The organism is Micromonospora sp. KC213, from assembly GCF_004348325.1.
GTDB lineage: Bacteria > Actinomycetota > Actinomycetes > Mycobacteriales > Micromonosporaceae > Micromonospora.
Window position 1 is genome coordinate 1 of the sequence record NZ_SMKF01000144.1, and the last position, 15,835, is coordinate 15,835.

The following is a 15,835-nucleotide window of genomic DNA, read 5'->3' on the forward strand; positions in this document are numbered from 1 at the left end:
GGACAGTGGTGGGGACCAGCCAGCTGGCGGAGGGGGACTGGTCGGGGTTGAGGTGCCAACCACGGGCCACCCGGTCGACGGCGATCGGATAGATGGTCAGGGTGCCGTCCGGGGTGATACGCATGCGCAGGAAGGATTTCGCGTCCTCGATGCCCTGACCGGCGAAGAGTTCGTTGAGGTTGACCCCGAAACCGCCCGCGATCAGCAGGTAGCCCGCCACCACCTGGCTGGCCACCAGCCCGACGGCCGGGGCGTAGCCGACCGTGGCAGCGACCACGGGCAGCGGCCACGACCAGTCGTGGAACGGCAGGGCCAGCCACAACCACGCGCCGGCCACGGCCAACGCCACATGGGCCAGGCCATGGCCGGCCCCCAGGATCCAGTGCCGCGCGTACCGTTTTCCGCGAGCCGTGGGTGGCTTGGCGAAGAACACCGCACCCAGCAGCGTCACCCCCAGTACAAGCAGCAGCGGGACGCTGAACAGCCGCTGCTCGGTGGTGCCCGCCCGGTTGTCGGCGATCCCGGCCACGGCCAGCATCAACATCGTGTGCAGGATGCCGAGCAACGCGGTGAAACCAGGGTTGCGCAACGGCAGCCGGGCGAAGATTCCCCAGCCGTACCGGCGGGAACGCGCGGCATCCGGATACCGGCCGGCCAGCTCGTACGACCGGGTGCGGCTGGCCCGCCGGGACAGGGTGTCCTTCGGCGGCACCTCGATCCGCTCGGGCAGCTTGTGTGTCGGATAGAGGTAGGCGCCGCCACCGCCGCAGGTGACGAGCTGCCGATCCGGGCCGGCGTACCGGGCGTAGTGGTGCAGGTCGCCCGAGATCAGCAGCCGCACGTGCGCGCCGGTGGGGGCGATGATCGTACGGATGAAGTAGTCGATCGAGTCGTACGCGGTGGGGTGGTCGACGGCCTTGACCCAGGTCGGTGCCGGCACCGCCAGGATCACCCGGCTGCCCGGTCCCAGTCTCCGGGCGACCTCGTCGAAGTAGGCGAGCTGCGGATCGTCCAGGTACGACCCGGACTGGTCGTCGAGGCCGAGTAGCCACCAGTCGGCCGGCAGTTCGACCGCGAAGTACGAACGGGACTGGCCGGTGCCCCAACCGCCGAAGTGGCGGTCCCGGGATCGGGCGAAGAGCCGTAGGAAGGCAGTCAGGCCGTCGTACCAGTCGTGGTTGCCGGGGACGGCGAACAGCGTCGGTCGCTCCGGCGGGGGGCAGGGCAGCGCCGCCTGGTACGGGCCCTTGCAGCGGTCCTCGTACGCCTCGTAGGCCGCCGACGGGTAGACCTGGTCGCCCCCCATCACCAGGGTCTGCGCCCGGGGCAGCCGGTGCCCGTCCACCGTCAGCTCCGGCTGCGCCAGCAGGTACGCCACCGAGTAGGTGGCGTTGAAGCCGTCACCGAGGTCCGCCACGTAGTCCAGCCACAGCCCGCCGTCCGGCCCGACCTGCCGGTTGATCCGCGATTCCAGGGCGTTCTGCAACTCCCGTTTGTCCAGGTACGCCCCGAACAACATCGCCAGCAGCGTACGGATGCCGGTGCTGATCAGCAGGAACGGCGCGAGCCACGGCACCGGCCCGCGAGGGGTGAAACCCAGCTCGACGGGATCCGTGCTGCGCGGCCGGCGGGCGGCCCGCTCACCGGGAGTGTCCTCGGCGGGTACGGCTTCGGAGTGGCTTCCTGCGTCGTCCGTCACCCGGCGCAGCGTAGTCGGCGTCCGTCGATCCCGCAGTCACGCAACCGTCGGATGTCCGGATCGCGGTGAGGGAACCCCCTCGGCCGGTCGGGGTGCGGTGGCGTACACTTGCTGATCGTTGCCGCCTTAGCTCAGTCGGCTAGAGCGACGCACTCGTAATGCGTAGGTCGACGGTTCGATTCCGTCAGGCGGCTCGGTGAGAAGCCCAGGTCAACGGCCTGGGCTTCGCCGTTTCCCAAGGTCGACCACACTGCCGCCGCTGGTGCGAATCCGCAAGATAGTCCGCATCCCGCGCAGCGACCGCCTCATCCAACGCGGGCAGGATGCTGGCCAAGCTGACGGCGGACATCGGCAGGAGACGAGCATGAGTAGGGGAAAGACGGTGCTTGTGGCCGCCGGCCTCCTCGTAGCGCTGTTGCCAGGTGCCCTTGCCTGGCGCGCACTGTGGCCGGTTCGCATCGACGCTCTGTGCGGGGTTTTCCAGTCCGGTCAGGGTGGGGTCATCCAGATCACGCCAGATCACGCCTTCACGGTGTCTGAGGCCATGTTCGGTCCCAACGCGGACGGCTCTACGGACACGGTTTCCGGTAGCGGTCAGCTGCGCCCGGGCGACTTGGCAGCGGATGGTCAGCTAGTTCTGAGGATGAAGGATGCCAAAGCAAGCCTTGAACTGAACACCCAGCGCAGCTGGCGGGGGGAGGTGAGCCTGTGGCAGTGGGCCGACGACCCGGACACCGGGGAGCGCGAAACCTTCGTCCAGAAGTCTGCCTGCTAGCCGCGGACGGTCCGCATCTAGTCGGCAGGAGGTCCACCGAAGCTGGGGGAGCGGTGAGAGATGTCGGAAGGTATTTCCGCTGCTAGACCATCATGTGCCCAGGTCGGCGGGTCGCCCGTCTTGGTCTCGTGATGCGTAGGTCGACGGTTCGATCCCGTCAGGCGGCTCAGAGTGAGGCCCTGGTCAGCGTCAGCGCTGGCTAAGGCCTCGTGTTTGTCTATCTACAGGCCCAGGGCGTGCTGGACTGGCGCAACGCAGCGCGCCGATGGTCAGAACCCCTCAGACGACGCGGTCGGACAGCCCAGTGGTCGCTCCTATTGGTACAGCTTCGAATGTACTATCTGTGGTGTGGAGACGTTGACGCACGGGCAGGTGCTGGCCCGCTTCGGCCATGCCCTGTCCGACCCGACGCGGGCGCGGCTGTTGCTGGCCCTGCGCGACGGGCCGGGATATCCGGCGGAGTTGGCTGAGCTGCTGGGCACGACCCGGCAGAACCTGTCGAACCACCTGTCGTGTCTGCGCGGCTGTGGCCTGGTGGTCGCGGTGCCGCAGGGCCGCCGCACCCGCTATGAGCTGGCCGACGCCCGCCTGGCGCATGCCCTGGCGGACCTGCTCGGCCTGGTGCTGGCGGTCGACCCGGCCGCCTGCGCGGATTCCGACGAGAAGGGCTGCTGCTGATGACCCGGCCCCTGGTCACCCCGGCACCCGCGGGGCCGTCGCCGGTGCGCCGGCAGGTGCTCGCCCGCCGGGTGCGGCTGCTCGTCGCCGCCACGATCACCTACAACGTCATCGAGGCGGTCGTGGCGATCACCGCCGGCACGATCGCGTCGTCGACCGCGCTGATCGGCTTCGGGCTGGACTCGGTGATCGAGGTGTCGTCGGCGGCGGCGGTGGCATGGCAGTTCGCCGGCCGTGACCCGCAGACGCGGGAGAAGGTCGCCCTGCGGATCATCGCGGTCTCGTTCTTCGCTCTCGCCGCCTACGTGACGGTGGAGTCGGTGCGGGCGCTGGTCGGTGGCGCTGAGGCCGAGCACTCCAGCATCGGTCTGGTGCTGGCCGCGCTGTCGCTGGCGATCATGCCGGTGCTGTCGTACGCGCAACGCCGCGCCGGCCGGGAACTCGGCTCCCGCTCGGCGGTCGCCGACTCCAAGCAGACCCTGCTGTGCACGTACCTGTCGGCGGTCCTGCTCGTCGGCCTCGGAGTGAACAGCCTGTTCGGGTGGTCCTGGGCCGACCCCGTCGCCGCACTGGTCATCGCCGCCGTGGCGGTCAAGGAAGGCCGCGAGGCGTGGCGCGGCGACACCTGCTGCACCGTCCCCCTCACCGCCCCCGTCGCTGACACCGGCACCGCAGCAGACGGGCACGGCACCGGCGAGGGTGACGCGTGCGGATGCCAGCCGGGCTGCTCCTGCTGCGCGACCGACGCGACATGACCACACTGGCGCCTCGGGCGGCGAATGCCGCCCGAGGCGCGGGCTGCGTTCCACGCCGAGCTGACCACCGCGCGCACCGCAACCAACGCGGCGACGGCGTGACGGGCCGCACATCATCATGCTGAATGGCACCTACGGGGTCAGTTCACCCGTGACCAGGGGCGAACGGACCTGCCGCCGTCCCCGGCCACACGCGTAATGACAGACTCCACCAACAGCGGGACTCCCGGCGGTGAGGCTGTCGTGGCGGCGTACCTCCCTACCGGAGTCCCGCTGCCTACACCCGCAGCAACGCGCCCTCGTGACCAGCCATCGCCGCGCTCAGCCACCCGGCACTGCGCCTAACGGAGAGAGTGGCACAGGTTGTCCGGGCTGCGCCATCAGCGGGCCTCGTTCATGGCTGCCGCGAACTGCTCGGCGGTGAACTCCAGGGCGAACAGCCGACGCAGGTTGGCGTTGAGCGCGGCACCGGCGGTCGGGCTCAACGCCTGGTCCCAGGCCAACGTGAGGGACGGCGCGGCAGCCGCCAGGCGGTGCGTCGACCGGATGAACTCCTCGTGCGGCGTTCCGGCCGCTCGTGCCGGCACGTCGGTCACGGCCGGTACCTCGCCGCCGCGCAGCAGCGCGTCTACGTACCGATCGCAGGTCAACAGCGAGAAGAGGACGTCCACCGCCTGTTCGGCGTCAAGGCTCGCGGACGAGACGGAGTAGTAGCTGCCCGGGACCCCCACCACGTTGGCGGGGTCTCCGGCGCCGCCGGGCACGGCGGGGAAGGGTACCCACCCGAGATCGCCGTCCCGGACGAAGTCCGGATCGAGGGTCAGTTGCAGGGCGTACTCCCAGCTGCCCATGAGCTGCATGGCGGCCTGCCCGGACGCCAGCCGGCCCGAGCTGCCCCCGTCGTCGTAGCGCAGCGTGGTGAAGTCACGGCCGAACGCGCCCCGCTCGACCAGCTCCCGCGCCATCCGCGCCGCCTGCAGCACGGCCGGGTGCGACCAGGCACCGGGCCGGCCCGCCGCGATGTCGGCGAAGGGCCGCGGGCCACCGATCCGGTCCACCAGGTACATCAGGTACATCAGTTCGGACCACCCGTCGGCGCCGGCCAGCGCGAGGGGGTCGATCCCCCTGGCCTTGAACGCGTCCACCAGAGCGAGCAGGTCGGTGTACGTCTCGGGTGGTCGCAGATCAGCCTGGGCAAAGACGCGCCGGTTGTAGAAGAGCATGACGGGTTCCACCCCGCTCGCGGGCAGCCCGTACTGCCGGCCGTCCACCCGACCGCCGGCGAGGACCTCCGGTGCGAACGCGCTGGCGACCTCTGGGCGCGCACGCAGTGCCCTGGTCAGATCCAGCACCTGTTTTTCCCGCACCATCTCGGCCATACCGCCGCCACCCCAGTGGAAGAAGATGTCGGGCGGGTCGGTCGACGTCAGGGCTTCCCGCAACTGCTGCTGGTACCGCTGGTTGGGGTGGGACGCGATGTCGACCTCGATGTCCGCGCCCCGGCTGAACTCGGCGGCGCAGGCGTGCAGGGCGGGAAGCCGCGACTGCGAGCGCAGGGTCCACACCTGAATCTTGTCGTCCCCGCCGGCCGGCGGTCCCGCCAGGTCTGCTGGCCGGCGTGACCCGGGGGCCCACGCCGCGCCGACCAGGACGGTGGCCGCCACCACCATGACGGCGCACGCCACGGCCAGCGTCCGGACACGCCGTCGCCGGGCCTGGGCGTAGCGGCGCCGGAACGGAGTCATGACGTCGGTCGCCGGCGGGACGGCGTCCTGCGCCTCGGAGAGCATCGCCGCAAGGCGACGGGTGAGCCGATCGTGCTCGTTCACACTGCCCACCTCGCAATCCAGGCCGCGTCGGGGTCCTCGTCCGCCTGGCTCTTCAGGTACCGGCTCAAGGCCAGCCGGGAGCGGGCGTACCGGCTGGAGACGGTGCCCACCGGCTCGTCGGACATCGCGGCGATCTCGGCGAACGTGTACGCGTAGAGCACGTGTAGAACGATCACGGTCCGCTCAGGCTTGCGTAGCGTCTGTAGGGCCTGCCACAGCGTGGGTTCGCTCACGCGGGCCCGCGCGGGATCGTCCCGCTCGACGGTTGCCGCGTCGACCGGCACCTCCCGCCGCCAACGCCGCCACCGACTCACGTTGCGTGTGACGATGACGCGGCGGGCATATGCCTCAGGGTTGGCCGCCGCGGCCGTCCAGTGTCGCCACACCTCGACCACCGCGATCTGCGCCAGGTCGTCGGCCTCGGCCAGGCTGCCGCAGATCAGGTACGCGAACCGTCGTAGCGACTCCAGCCGCGTACGGGCGAACTCCTCCGCCCCGGTCTCCGCATCGGCGTGCATGGACACCTCCTGGCCGGTAACGCCAGGACCGGCTGGATTCGCTGCCACGGCGAGTGTCGGAATTCCGACACGCGGCGCTTGGTCGGCGTTCCCGAGAGCTCCGCCCGAGGTGGACGGGCGTGGAGTGCCACCGCCATTCGTCCACCGGTGCCGAATCCGTCGGGTCCGGACGCAGCGAATCCGGCCGTCGTAGGCGTACCGCATCTGAAGGCCACGTGAGAGGCCCGAGCGCCCCGCACGGGTGTCAGACGTCGGTCCCCGACCGGACGGCAGGGCCCTCACCTTGTCGAAGGAGGCATGTCCCCTATGTACTGGTCCTGGTTCCACACCTACCCGAGGATCTGGCGAGCATCGCTGGCCGCGGCTCTGACCGCGATTCTGCTCGCCACAGCTGGCGCCCCGGCGGCCGGCGCTCGCCCCGACAGCGGCCTGCGCGCCGGGCTCGACGCGGTCACCGCGGCTGGGATGCCCGGCGTCTTCGCCGAGCTGCGCGACGGCCGGCACGCCACCACCGCCGCGAGTGGCGTGGCTGACGTGGACACCGGGCGACCGGTCCGCCCGCACATGCGACACCGGGTTGGCAGCATCACCAAGACGTTCGTCGCGACGGCGCTGCTCCAACTGGTCGGCGAGGGCAGGCTGGCGCTCGACGCCCCGCTCGGCCGCTACCTGCCCGAGTTCGCCGTGCCCGGGGTCACGGTACGGATGCTGCTCAACCACACCAGCGGGTTGGGTGACTACGTGCCGGTGCTGTTCCGCAGCGGCGAGGACATCGAGGCGCGGCGGTACACCACCTTCGAGCCGCGGGATCTGGCGCGGATGGGCTTGGCGCAGCCACGAACCGGTACCCCCGGAACCGGCTGGTCCTACTCCAACACCAACTACATCCTCGCGGGCCTGATCCTGGAGCAGGTGACCGGCCGGCCGGCCGCGTACGAGATCAACCGGCGGATCATCCGGCCGCTGGGCCTGTCTGGCACCTACCTCCCGGGCCACGCCACCAGGATCGTCGGGCCTCACTCCGAGGCGTACATCCCATGGGGCGAGGGAATCCTGCGCGACTTCAGCGAGTACAACATGTCCTGGCTGTGGCTCGCCGGCGAGCTGGTGTCCACACCGACCGACGTCAACCGCTTCTACCGGGCACTGCTGACCGGCCGCCTGCTCCGTCCGGCGGAACTGGCCCAGCTACGGACTGTCGTCCCGCGCGACCCGGCGCATCCTGAGAAGGGCTCCTACGGGTTGGGTATCTGGACCCGTCCACTGCCCTGCGGCCCTGTCTGGGGTCATGACGGACTCGGCTTCGGATACAGCACCATCTCGCTGCACAGCGCCGACGGCGCCCGCCAGATCACGGTGGCCGCCAATATGAGCTTCTACAACCCGCCCGGAGCGCCCGACCCGATCGCCGACGCCATCGACGCCGTTGTCCAGGAAGGGCTCTGCCCGGGGCGGCCCGACAGGAGCACCGGCCGGCACTCGTGGGTCACCGCACCGGGATTTACGCTGCCCTGACGCAGCGAAGGCCACGGCCTCCCCGCCGCAGCCCTCGTGGTCGCTGCCGTGGGGCTCGTTCTCCCGTGTGCGCTGCTGAGGTGTGCGGGGCATCCGGTTGGCGGCGCGCAGGGACGTGCCCGGCAAGACAGTGACGAGCTCAGGACCGTGACATCCGGTAAGCGTAGGTCGACGGTTCGATTCCGTCAGGCGGCTCGGAGCGCGGCCCTGACCAGCGGGAGCGTTGGTCAGGGCCGCGCGGTTGTCTATGCGATGTGAATCGTCACCCGAATCCCCCACACAGGGAAGGCCGCGAAGATGAGTTACGGCATTGTCGACGCTCATTTGTCTTCCACTTTTCAACATAGTCGTGCAACGGTGCGATCTGGGTTGCTCCATCCGGTGCAGGGGTGAGCGTATTAGCGCAAACATGACGCCCGGTATTCGTTGCTCGTAGGCTTGAGTCCGATACATCCTTTCCAGGTATTTTGTCACGACTCGAGCATGCTATGCCTGATCAGCGGCGGTTGGGTTGGCGCTCGGAGGAGCGCTTCAAGGCGCATCGCGACTGTTTCACGCAGATTTTCGGCAAGTCACGGCGACATCTTGACAGCGTATGTGAGCGATAACACTATGAAGCTCCGCCATGTTCGCGTTTGGAGTGCGATTGAAGGTGTCCGTGGGTCCTGGTGTATCTGCGGCGTCCGGAGGGCTGCGGCGGTTCTCGCCGCGGTCAGGGGCACGTTCCTGTGCGCCGGTGACGGCGAGCGCCCAGGTGCGGTGCGTCGGGGGCCGGGCGTACGTCGCGGTGCAGGCAAGCTCGTCGATACGCGAGCAGCCCCAGCCGGTCAGCGACAACCGCCACACCGCACCCGTCGGCACCACCCCGGGAACCGTCCACGGCACCCGGACGTTCACCGGCGTCGCGCCCGGCGCCAACGCCTACCAGTCCTTCGCCACCCGCACCCACCCCGCCATCAGCTGTCGTGGATAGCCCGCCACGGCACATCACCGGCATCTTCCCGGCGGCCGGGTCGAGCCGGTCTCCCGCGCCTCGACCCGGCCGCCCGTCCTGCCACAGGGCCAACCGTCGCGCCGACCGAAAGCAGGGTCGGTGACCACAGTGCATGTCAGAGCGAAGGAGGACACGGGTGAAACAACGCTTGCGAGGGGCTACCCGGCGACGGGTCACCGCGATCGCGGCGGTCGGTGCCATGCTGACGGCGGGGCTGGTCGCCACGTCGACGCCGGTCCAGGCCGCCGAGCAGAACCTCATCGTGAACGGAGGGTTCGAGGCCGGCCTCACCAACTGGTTCGCGAACAACGGCAACCCGACCGACAGCGCCGTGCTGTCGTCGACCCCAGACGCCTACTCCGGTTCGAGCGCGGTGCTCGTCACCGGCCGGGCGACGACCGGGTCCGGGCCGATGCAGGATCTCAGCGGCAAGGTGCAGGCCGGGCAGACCTACACCCTGACGGCCCGCGTCAAGTACGAGAACGCGAACGGGCCGGCGACGAAGCAGTTCTTCGCCACGATGCACTACGGCGGGTCCACCTACACCAACCTGGTCAGCGTGGTCGCGACGAAGGGCCAGTGGGCGCAGTTCAACGGGACCTTCACGATCCCGGCGACGCAGAACGTGTCGACGGCGCGGCTGTTCTTCGAGACGCCGTGGACGAGCGCGCCGGCCAGCAACCCGGACCTGCACCTCATGGACTTCAAGCTCGACGACGTGTCGGTGGTCGGCGCGGCACCGCCCCCGCCGCCGTCGAAGACCATCGAGGTGGTCGGCAAGCTGCCCGGTGAGCACAACCCCTTGATCGGACACAAGTTCGGCGCCGACGGTTTCGGCTTCGTGCACGGCGGCCGGGTGTACCTGTACCTGACCAACGACACCCAGGGCTACGCACCCGACCCGGTCACGGGCGTCTCGCCGGGCATCAACTACGGCAGCATCAACCAGATCACGCTGATCTCCTCCGAGGACCTCGTGAACTGGACGGACCACGGCGAGATCCAGGTCGCGGGCCCGAACGGCGTGGCGCCGTTCACCGGCAACTCGTGGGCACCCGGAATGGCCAAGAAGACGGTGAACGGGAAGGAGAAGTTCTTCCTCTACTACGCCAACGGCGGCGGTTCGAGCAACGTGATCACGGGTGAGTCGCCGCTCGGCCCGTGGACCAGCGAGCGCACGAGCACGCTGATCAACGGCAGTACGCCCGGCGCCGAGGACGTCGCGTGGAAGTTCGACCCGGCTCCGCTGGTGGACGACGACGGCCAGGCCTACCTCTACTTCGGCGGCGGCCCCGCGTCGACGAGCATGCCGGCCGCCGAGCGCTTCAACAACCCGAAGAACATCCGGGCGATCAAGCTCGGCGATGACATGATCTCGACCCAGGGGTCGGCGGTGGTGGTCGACACGCCGGTCTCCTTCGAGGCGGCGCAGGTCTTCAAGCGCGCCGGCAAGTACTACCTCTCGTACTCGTCGCACTTCGGCGGGCCCGACTTCGGCGGCAACCAGACGCCGCTGCCCGGCTACCCCGGCGCCGGCCAGATCGGCTACCTGATCTCCGACAACCCGATGTCGTGGCCGAAGGAGACCTACGCGGGCGTGCTGTTCCCCAACCAGTCGCAGTTCTTCGGCGCCGGCACCGGCGGCAACAACCACCAGTCGGTGTTCGAGTTCGAGGGCAAGTACTACTTCACCTACCATGCCCCGACGCTCAACAAGCGCATCAACGGCAACACCACGCAGGGGTACCGCAGCCCGCACATCCAGGAGTTGACCTTCAACCCGGACGGCACGATCCAGCAGGTCGTGGGCACCTACGCCGGCGTGGACCAGGTCAGGAACTTCGACCCGTTCCGCGTCTTCGAGGCGGAGACCTTCGGCTGGAGCAAGGGCGTCGCGACCGCGAAGGTCGACGGCGGCTCCGCCCAGTTCGGCACCTCGGCGCCGAACCTGGTGGTGCGGGACATCGACAGCGGCGACTGGACGGCGCTGTCGTCCGTCGACTTCGGCACCGACGGCGTCGCCAGCGTGACGGCGAAGGTGCGGGCGCTGGCCGTCGGCGGCCGGATCCAGGTACGCCTGGGCGACGTCGCGGGTCCCGTGGTCGGCACGGTCCCGGTCGACCCGCCGGCCGGCGGGTGGGCCGAGGTAACCGCGGCGATCGAGGGCGTCAGCGGCGTGCACGACGTCTACTTCACCTACGAGGGCCCCGCCGGAACGGACCTCTTCGAGATCGACTCCTGGGAGTTCGAGGCCGCGACCGGCCGGCCCGAGCTGCCGGTGACGGCGAGCGCCCAGGCGCGGTGCGTCGGGGGCCGGGCGTACGTCGCGGTGCAGGCACACAACGGCCACACCGCACCCGTCGACATCACCCTGGAAACCGTCCACGGCAACCGGACGTTCACCGGCGTCGCGCCCGGCGCCAACGCCTACCAGTCCTTCGCCACCCGCGCGGCCTCGGTCGCCGCCGGCACCGCCACCGTCCGGGCCACCGGCACCATCGACGGCAGCACCGTGACCACCGTCGCCACCGCCACCCACCCCGCCATCAGCTGCGGCAGATGATCAACGAACCCACCAACGGCAGACGTCAACGGAGATCACATGAACGCATGGAAGCGTAGGCGGCTGTTCGCGGCCGGTGCCGCGACTGCCCTCCTGGCCGGGACGACGGCGCTGCCGTCGCCCGCGGTGGCCGAGGACGACGACGTACGGGTAACGGTCGACATCGAGGAGATCCGGGAGCCGGGCGTGCTCGCCCTGTCGATCGCGGGCGACTCCGTCGCGCTGTCCGAGGACGGCTCTACCCTGCTGGTCCGCCAGTTCGTCGGCACGCTGCCGACGGTGACGGTCACCGACACCCGTACCGCCGACGAGGTGCCGGCCGGTGCGGCCTGGGCCGTGGTCGGCAGTGCGAGCGACTTCGTCGGCAACGCCGGGCAGGCACCGATCAGCGCCGGTCACCTCGGCTGGAAGCCGAGGCTGATCGACGGTGGGGCCACCGGGTCGGTCACCGAGGGCGAGGAGGTCGTGACCGTCCTGGACGAACCGACCCAGCCCGGCAACAATGTCGGCCTGGCCGACCAGGAGTTGCTGATGTCGACGTACGACTCCGGGGCCGTCGCCGGTGACTCGTACTCCGTCAACGCCGACCTGTACCTGCGCACCCCGGCGGACGTCGCCGCGGGGGCGTACACCTCGACGTTGACCCTGTCCCTGTTCGAATGATCGCGCGCGGGGTGGGGCCGTCGCAGCGGCCCCACCCCGCACCCCGGCCGCCGAAGGACACCCGATGATCCGTTCCGTGCCGCAGGCGCTGCCGAGGCTGCTCGCCGTGCTGGCCGCGGTGCTCGTCACCGTTCCGGTCGCGCCCACCGGTGCCGGCGCGAAACCCGCCGCGCCGAAGCTGACCTGGGCGGTGCAGCCGGCCAATCCGGACGGCCCGGACGGTCGGCGGTGGATCGAGCGCACCCTCGATCCCGGGCAGGTGGTGACGGAGCACCTGGCCGTGCGCAACTTCAGCGACAGAGCCGCGGTCTTCCGCCTCCAGGCCGCCGACGGCTACCTCACCGACAAGGGCCGCTTCAACATGCTGCCCTCGGGCGAGGCGTCGAAGGACGGCGGCACCTGGATCAGGGTGCGGAACACGGTCACCGTCGGTGCGAACGAGACGAAGGTGGTGCCGTTCACCATCGCTGTGCCCCGGAACGCCACGCCGGGTGACCACCCGGCGGGCATCGCGGCGTCGGTCACCAGCAACGGGGGCACGGTCGCCGTCGAGAGCCGGGTCGGCTTCCGGGTCATGCTGCGCGTGAGCGGCACGGCCCTGGCGGCCCTGGCCATCGACGGCCTCACCGCCACGTACGGCCACTCCTGGAACCCGTTCTCGCCGGGCACCGTCCGGGTCCGCTACACGGTGGCGAACGACGGCAACGCCTGGGCGTCCGGCAAGGGTCGGGTGACCGTCTCGGAACTGTTCGGCCTCGCCGGGCGGGACACCACGGTCGACGTCGAGGAGCTGCTGCCCGGCGGCAGCCGGGTGGCCCAGGCCCGCGTCGGCGGTGTCTGGGGGCTGGGCCTGTTGCGGACGACCGTGGCGGTGACTCCGGCGGCGCTCGGCGACGGGATCGTCGCCGAGGCCCGACCGGCCACGTCAACCGTGACGGTCTGGGCGGTGCCGTGGCCGCAACTGTGCCTGGTGGTCGTTCTCGTGGCGGTCGCCCTGGCGCTCCGGGCTCTGCGTCGCCGTCGTCGTCGGCGGCTCGCCCTGCTGCTCGAACTGGCCCGGCAGGAGGGTCGCGCCTCCGCCACCACGGCAGGGGTCTCGACGGGTTCAGCGCGCTGACCTTGCCGGGTCACCGGCCACCCCCGATCGAGCGGCACCGGACGCCGTGTGGTGATCGGTGCGGCGACCCCGCAGCGAGCGGCGCTCCTGCGCATGTTTGCAGATAGTGGCTCTGACCTGGGCTTTTGCCCTCTGTCTCGCTACCGTGGAGGTACGCCCGGCGCAGTGCGTCGCCTGGGTAGGCGCACCCGCGGCGCCGCTGGTGCCGGCGGCGCGTGCGGCCTCCAGGCGTATCAACCTCGATCAGCCAACTGGTGCTTCGCCCACTCGGCGAGCGACGGCCAGGAGGTGACGAAAGGGTTAGGACCTGTGCGCAGTGAGAGCAGAACGAGCAATCAGGATCATTCTCGATGGTGGCTGCATCTTCGTGGGCCTCGGCGGGATAGTTCACCAGACGGCGATCGTGCCGCCCGGCCAGGCCAATGCCGTTCTCCTGGGGACGTATGTGGCGATCCTCGGGATCCCGGCGGGCGTCGGGCTGCTGTCGCTGCGCAGCAATGGCGTCAGCGGTACGACCAGTTCGCCATCGCCGTCTCGGCCGCAGGACTCGCCGTCGCCGCCGTCGCCATCGCCGCCGCTCTGCGGAACGGGTGATTGAGATGACGACCGAGCCCTGGCGCCTGCCGTCCCGAGCGTGGCAGGTCGTGTTCGCGTCGTTGGTGTTCGCGGCGGTGGTGGCCGTCTCGTCCATGGTGTACGCCAACTCCGTCGCCCGGACCTCCGAGCGGAGTTTGTGCGACCTGGTGGTGCGGCTCGACGACACCTACCGCACGATGCCTCCGCAGACCGCCACCGGGCGTCAGCTTGCCGCCGAGATTAGCGACCTGCGGAAGAAACTCGCCTGCCCGGCGTCGCGCGCGCTACGAGGGTGAGTGCCTGCCGTCCCGTCAGGGCCGTGACGATCTGGATCGGCCGGTTCGCCGTCGTGGCGGCCTACCCGGTGGCAGGCTGGACACCGTGGACCGGAAGCAGGTGGCCGGCTGGATCGCGGCGTACGAGCGGGCGTGGCGGACACCGGGGACGAAGACGCTCGCCGAGATCTTCGTCGACGGGGTGACCTACCGGCAGGGGCCCTACCGGTCGCCGGTCGTCGGACTGCCGTCCCTGGCCCGGATGTGGGAGGACGAGCGCAACGGCCCCGACGAGGTGTTCCAGATGACCAGCGAGATCATCGCGGTGGAGGGGAACACCGCCGTGGCGCGGGTGGAGGTCCGGTACGCAGACCCGGTCGACCAGGAGTATCGCGACCTGTGGATCATCCGGTTCGCCGAGGACGGGCGCTGTGCCTCGTTCGAGGAGTGGCCGTTCTGGCCGACGCAACCGATCGCTGCCCGCCCCGCCGAAAGCTGACCGAGGAACGCTCCGCCGGCCCGCCGGCTGGAGCCGGGCCATCCCGGCGGCCGGCCGATGCTTACCGGTACAGGCTCTTCAGGTACTCCGGGCCGTAGCGGCGCTCCAGTTCGGCCAGCGTGTCGGGGACGCTCTCGACCTCTTTGACGAGCCGGGGCCGGGGCGGCAGCACGTCCGGCTGCCAAATCTGCGGCTGCCACAGCTCGGAGCGGAGGAACGCCTTGGCGCAGTGGTAGAAGATCTGCTCGACAACCACCTCGATGGCCAGGATCGGCCGATGTCCCCTGACCACCATGTCGTCGAACCAGGGTGCCTCGCGGATCAGACGGGCCCGGCCGTTGATCCGCAGGGTGTCCGTGCGCCCGGGAATCACGAAGATCAGCCCGACGTGCGGGTTCTCCAGGATGTTGCGGTAACCGTCGGCGCGTCGGTTGCCGGGCCGCTCGGGGATCGCCAGCGTGACCTCGTCCAGCACCTTGACGAAACCGGGCGGGTCGCCCTTCGGGGAGACGTCGCAGCTGCCGTCCGCCCCGGCTGTGGCGACCAGGCAGAACGGGGAGGCCGCCAGCCACTGCCGGTCCCGTTCGTGCAGCACGACGCGTTCCTTGGTCACCGCCCGGGGCATCGGTGCCCCCAGCAGCTCGCGCAGTTCCTCCGCCGAGGTGATCTCCACCGTCACGTCTGACTCCCCCGTCCGTTGACCTCGGTGGCGCCTCCGATGGCCGCCGGCCGCCGTCCGTCAGGGTAGGCGGCGCCGGCCAGCGCGAGGTTTGCCCACCCGAGCCGGGGGTACCGCCCATCAGCGTCCGGACGCGAGCAGTGGAGGCCCACCATGGAGAGCCGACTGAAGGCGCTGGGTCACCCCGTGCACCCGATGCTGGTGATGTTTCCGCTGGCTCTCCTGGTCACCGGCGCCCTGTTCGACATCGTCGACACGGTCGGTGGTCCCGACTTCCTGGGCGAGGTGGCGTACTGGAACATCACGGTCGGCCTCGGCGGTGGCCTGCTGGCGGCGGCGGCCGGGACGGTCGACCTGCTCGCCATCCCGGCCGGCACCCGCGCCAAGCGGGTGGCGCTCACCCACGCCGCCGCGAACGTCGCGGTGATCCTGCTCTTCGCCGCCGTCTGGGCGGTCCGGCTCAACGCCGAGTCCCGGACGGCCGGCGGCGCGCTGATCGCGATCGAGGTGGTCGCGGTGGCCCTGCTCGGCGTCAGCGCCTGGCTCGGCGGTGAACTGGTCGACCGGCTCGGTGTCGGCGTCGACCCGGAGGCCGGTCTGGACGCGCCCAGCTCACTGCGGCCCCCGGCGGCCACGCAACGGATCGGAGACGTGCGATGACGGAACAGTTCGGCGGCAGCGGGTTCGGCCGGGGGTGGCG

At 70.3% G+C, this 15,835-nt stretch carries 16 protein-coding genes and 1 tRNA gene; 13 read left to right on the forward strand and 4 right to left on the reverse strand.

Annotated elements, in window-relative coordinates:
• Positions 1 to 1,699, reverse strand: a 1,699-nt coding sequence (locus E1166_RS23460; protein ID WP_132342068.1) for a metallophosphoesterase, incomplete at its 3' end; no start/stop codon positions are given.
• A 120-nt stretch (positions 1,700 to 1,819) separates the two neighbouring features.
• On the opposite strand from E1166_RS23460, the gene E1166_RS23465 reads away from it, so the two are divergent.
• The 4 genes from E1166_RS23465 (at position 1,820) to E1166_RS23480 (ending at position 3,907) form a co-directional block, all read left to right on the forward strand.
• A tRNA-Thr gene (locus E1166_RS23465) sits at positions 1,820 to 1,893 on the forward strand.
• A 170-nt stretch (positions 1,894 to 2,063) separates the two neighbouring features.
• Positions 2,064 to 2,474 (forward strand): hypothetical protein, encoded by a 411-nt coding sequence (locus tag E1166_RS23470; RefSeq protein WP_132342070.1) that lies wholly within the window; start codon positions 2,064 to 2,066, stop codon positions 2,472 to 2,474.
• Positions 2,475 to 2,822: 348 nt separating this feature from the next.
• Positions 2,823 to 3,152: a metalloregulator ArsR/SmtB family transcription factor gene (locus tag E1166_RS23475; protein ID WP_207914450.1), complete on the forward strand. Its 330-nt coding sequence runs from the start codon at positions 2,823 to 2,825 to the stop codon at positions 3,150 to 3,152.
• Positions 3,152 to 3,907, forward strand: a complete 756-nt coding sequence (locus E1166_RS23480) for a cation transporter (RefSeq protein WP_132342072.1) — start codon at positions 3,152 to 3,154, stop codon at positions 3,905 to 3,907. Before E1166_RS23475 ends, E1166_RS23480 begins: the two co-directional genes overlap by 1 nt.
• Positions 3,908 to 4,287: 380 nt before the next feature.
• On the opposite strand, the gene E1166_RS23485 is transcribed toward E1166_RS23480, so the two are convergent.
• Positions 4,288 to 5,736, reverse strand: coding sequence for an extracellular solute-binding protein (locus tag E1166_RS23485; protein WP_132342074.1), 1,449 nt, complete (start codon positions 5,734 to 5,736; stop codon positions 4,288 to 4,290).
• Complete coding sequence (locus E1166_RS23490; protein WP_165944417.1) at positions 5,733 to 6,254, reverse strand: sigma-70 family RNA polymerase sigma factor; 522 nt, start codon at positions 6,252 to 6,254, stop codon at positions 5,733 to 5,735. Before E1166_RS23490 ends, E1166_RS23485 begins: the two co-directional genes overlap by 4 nt.
• A 297-nt stretch (positions 6,255 to 6,551) precedes the next feature.
• Between E1166_RS23490 and E1166_RS23495 the strand changes: the two genes are divergently transcribed.
• The 8 genes from E1166_RS23495 (at position 6,552) to E1166_RS23530 (ending at position 14,456) form a co-directional block, all read left to right on the forward strand.
• Entirely contained in the window at positions 6,552 to 7,769 is a 1,218-nt protein-coding gene (locus E1166_RS23495; RefSeq protein WP_243710488.1) for a serine hydrolase domain-containing protein, read from the forward strand.
• A 736-nt stretch (positions 7,770 to 8,505) separates the two neighbouring features.
• On the forward strand, positions 8,506 to 8,742 hold the full coding sequence (locus tag E1166_RS23500) for a hypothetical protein (protein ID WP_207914455.1): 237 nt from the start codon (positions 8,506 to 8,508) through the stop codon (positions 8,740 to 8,742).
• 157 nt (positions 8,743 to 8,899) lie between these two features.
• The gene (locus tag E1166_RS23505; protein WP_132342078.1) at positions 8,900 to 11,326 is read left to right on the forward strand and encodes a family 43 glycosylhydrolase; all 2,427 of its coding nucleotides are present in this window, start codon (positions 8,900 to 8,902) and stop codon (positions 11,324 to 11,326) included.
• A 39-nt stretch (positions 11,327 to 11,365) separates the two neighbouring features.
• Positions 11,366 to 11,989: a hypothetical protein gene (locus E1166_RS23510; protein WP_132342080.1), complete on the forward strand. Its 624-nt coding sequence runs from the start codon at positions 11,366 to 11,368 to the stop codon at positions 11,987 to 11,989.
• A gap of 64 nt (positions 11,990 to 12,053) precedes the next feature.
• Positions 12,054 to 13,106 (forward strand): hypothetical protein, encoded by a 1,053-nt coding sequence (locus E1166_RS23515; RefSeq protein WP_132342082.1) that lies wholly within the window; start codon positions 12,054 to 12,056, stop codon positions 13,104 to 13,106.
• 316 nt (positions 13,107 to 13,422) lie between these two features.
• On the forward strand, positions 13,423 to 13,704 hold the full coding sequence (locus tag E1166_RS23520; RefSeq protein ID WP_132265173.1) for a hypothetical protein: 282 nt from the start codon (positions 13,423 to 13,425) through the stop codon (positions 13,702 to 13,704).
• A gap of 1 nt (position 13,705) precedes the next feature.
• Positions 13,706 to 13,978, forward strand: a complete 273-nt coding sequence (locus E1166_RS23525) for a hypothetical protein (protein ID WP_132342084.1) — start codon at positions 13,706 to 13,708, stop codon at positions 13,976 to 13,978.
• Between the two features lie 85 nt (positions 13,979 to 14,063).
• Positions 14,064 to 14,456 carry a nuclear transport factor 2 family protein gene (locus E1166_RS23530; RefSeq protein WP_132342086.1) on the forward strand — a complete coding sequence of 131 codons (393 nt, stop codon included), beginning with the start codon at positions 14,064 to 14,066 and terminating at the stop codon, positions 14,454 to 14,456.
• Between the two features lie 61 nt (positions 14,457 to 14,517).
• Here the strand turns inward: E1166_RS23530 and E1166_RS23535 are convergent, their stop codons facing one another.
• A complete protein-coding gene (locus E1166_RS23535) occupies positions 14,518 to 15,135 on the reverse strand; it encodes a pyridoxamine 5'-phosphate oxidase family protein (RefSeq protein ID WP_132342088.1) in 618 nt (205 codons plus the stop codon).
• Between the two features lie 153 nt (positions 15,136 to 15,288).
• Between E1166_RS23535 and E1166_RS23540 the strand changes: the two genes are divergently transcribed.
• On the forward strand, positions 15,289 to 15,795 hold the full coding sequence (locus E1166_RS23540) for a DUF2231 domain-containing protein (RefSeq protein WP_132342090.1): 507 nt from the start codon (positions 15,289 to 15,291) through the stop codon (positions 15,793 to 15,795).
• Positions 15,796 to 15,835 lie beyond the last annotated feature (40 nt).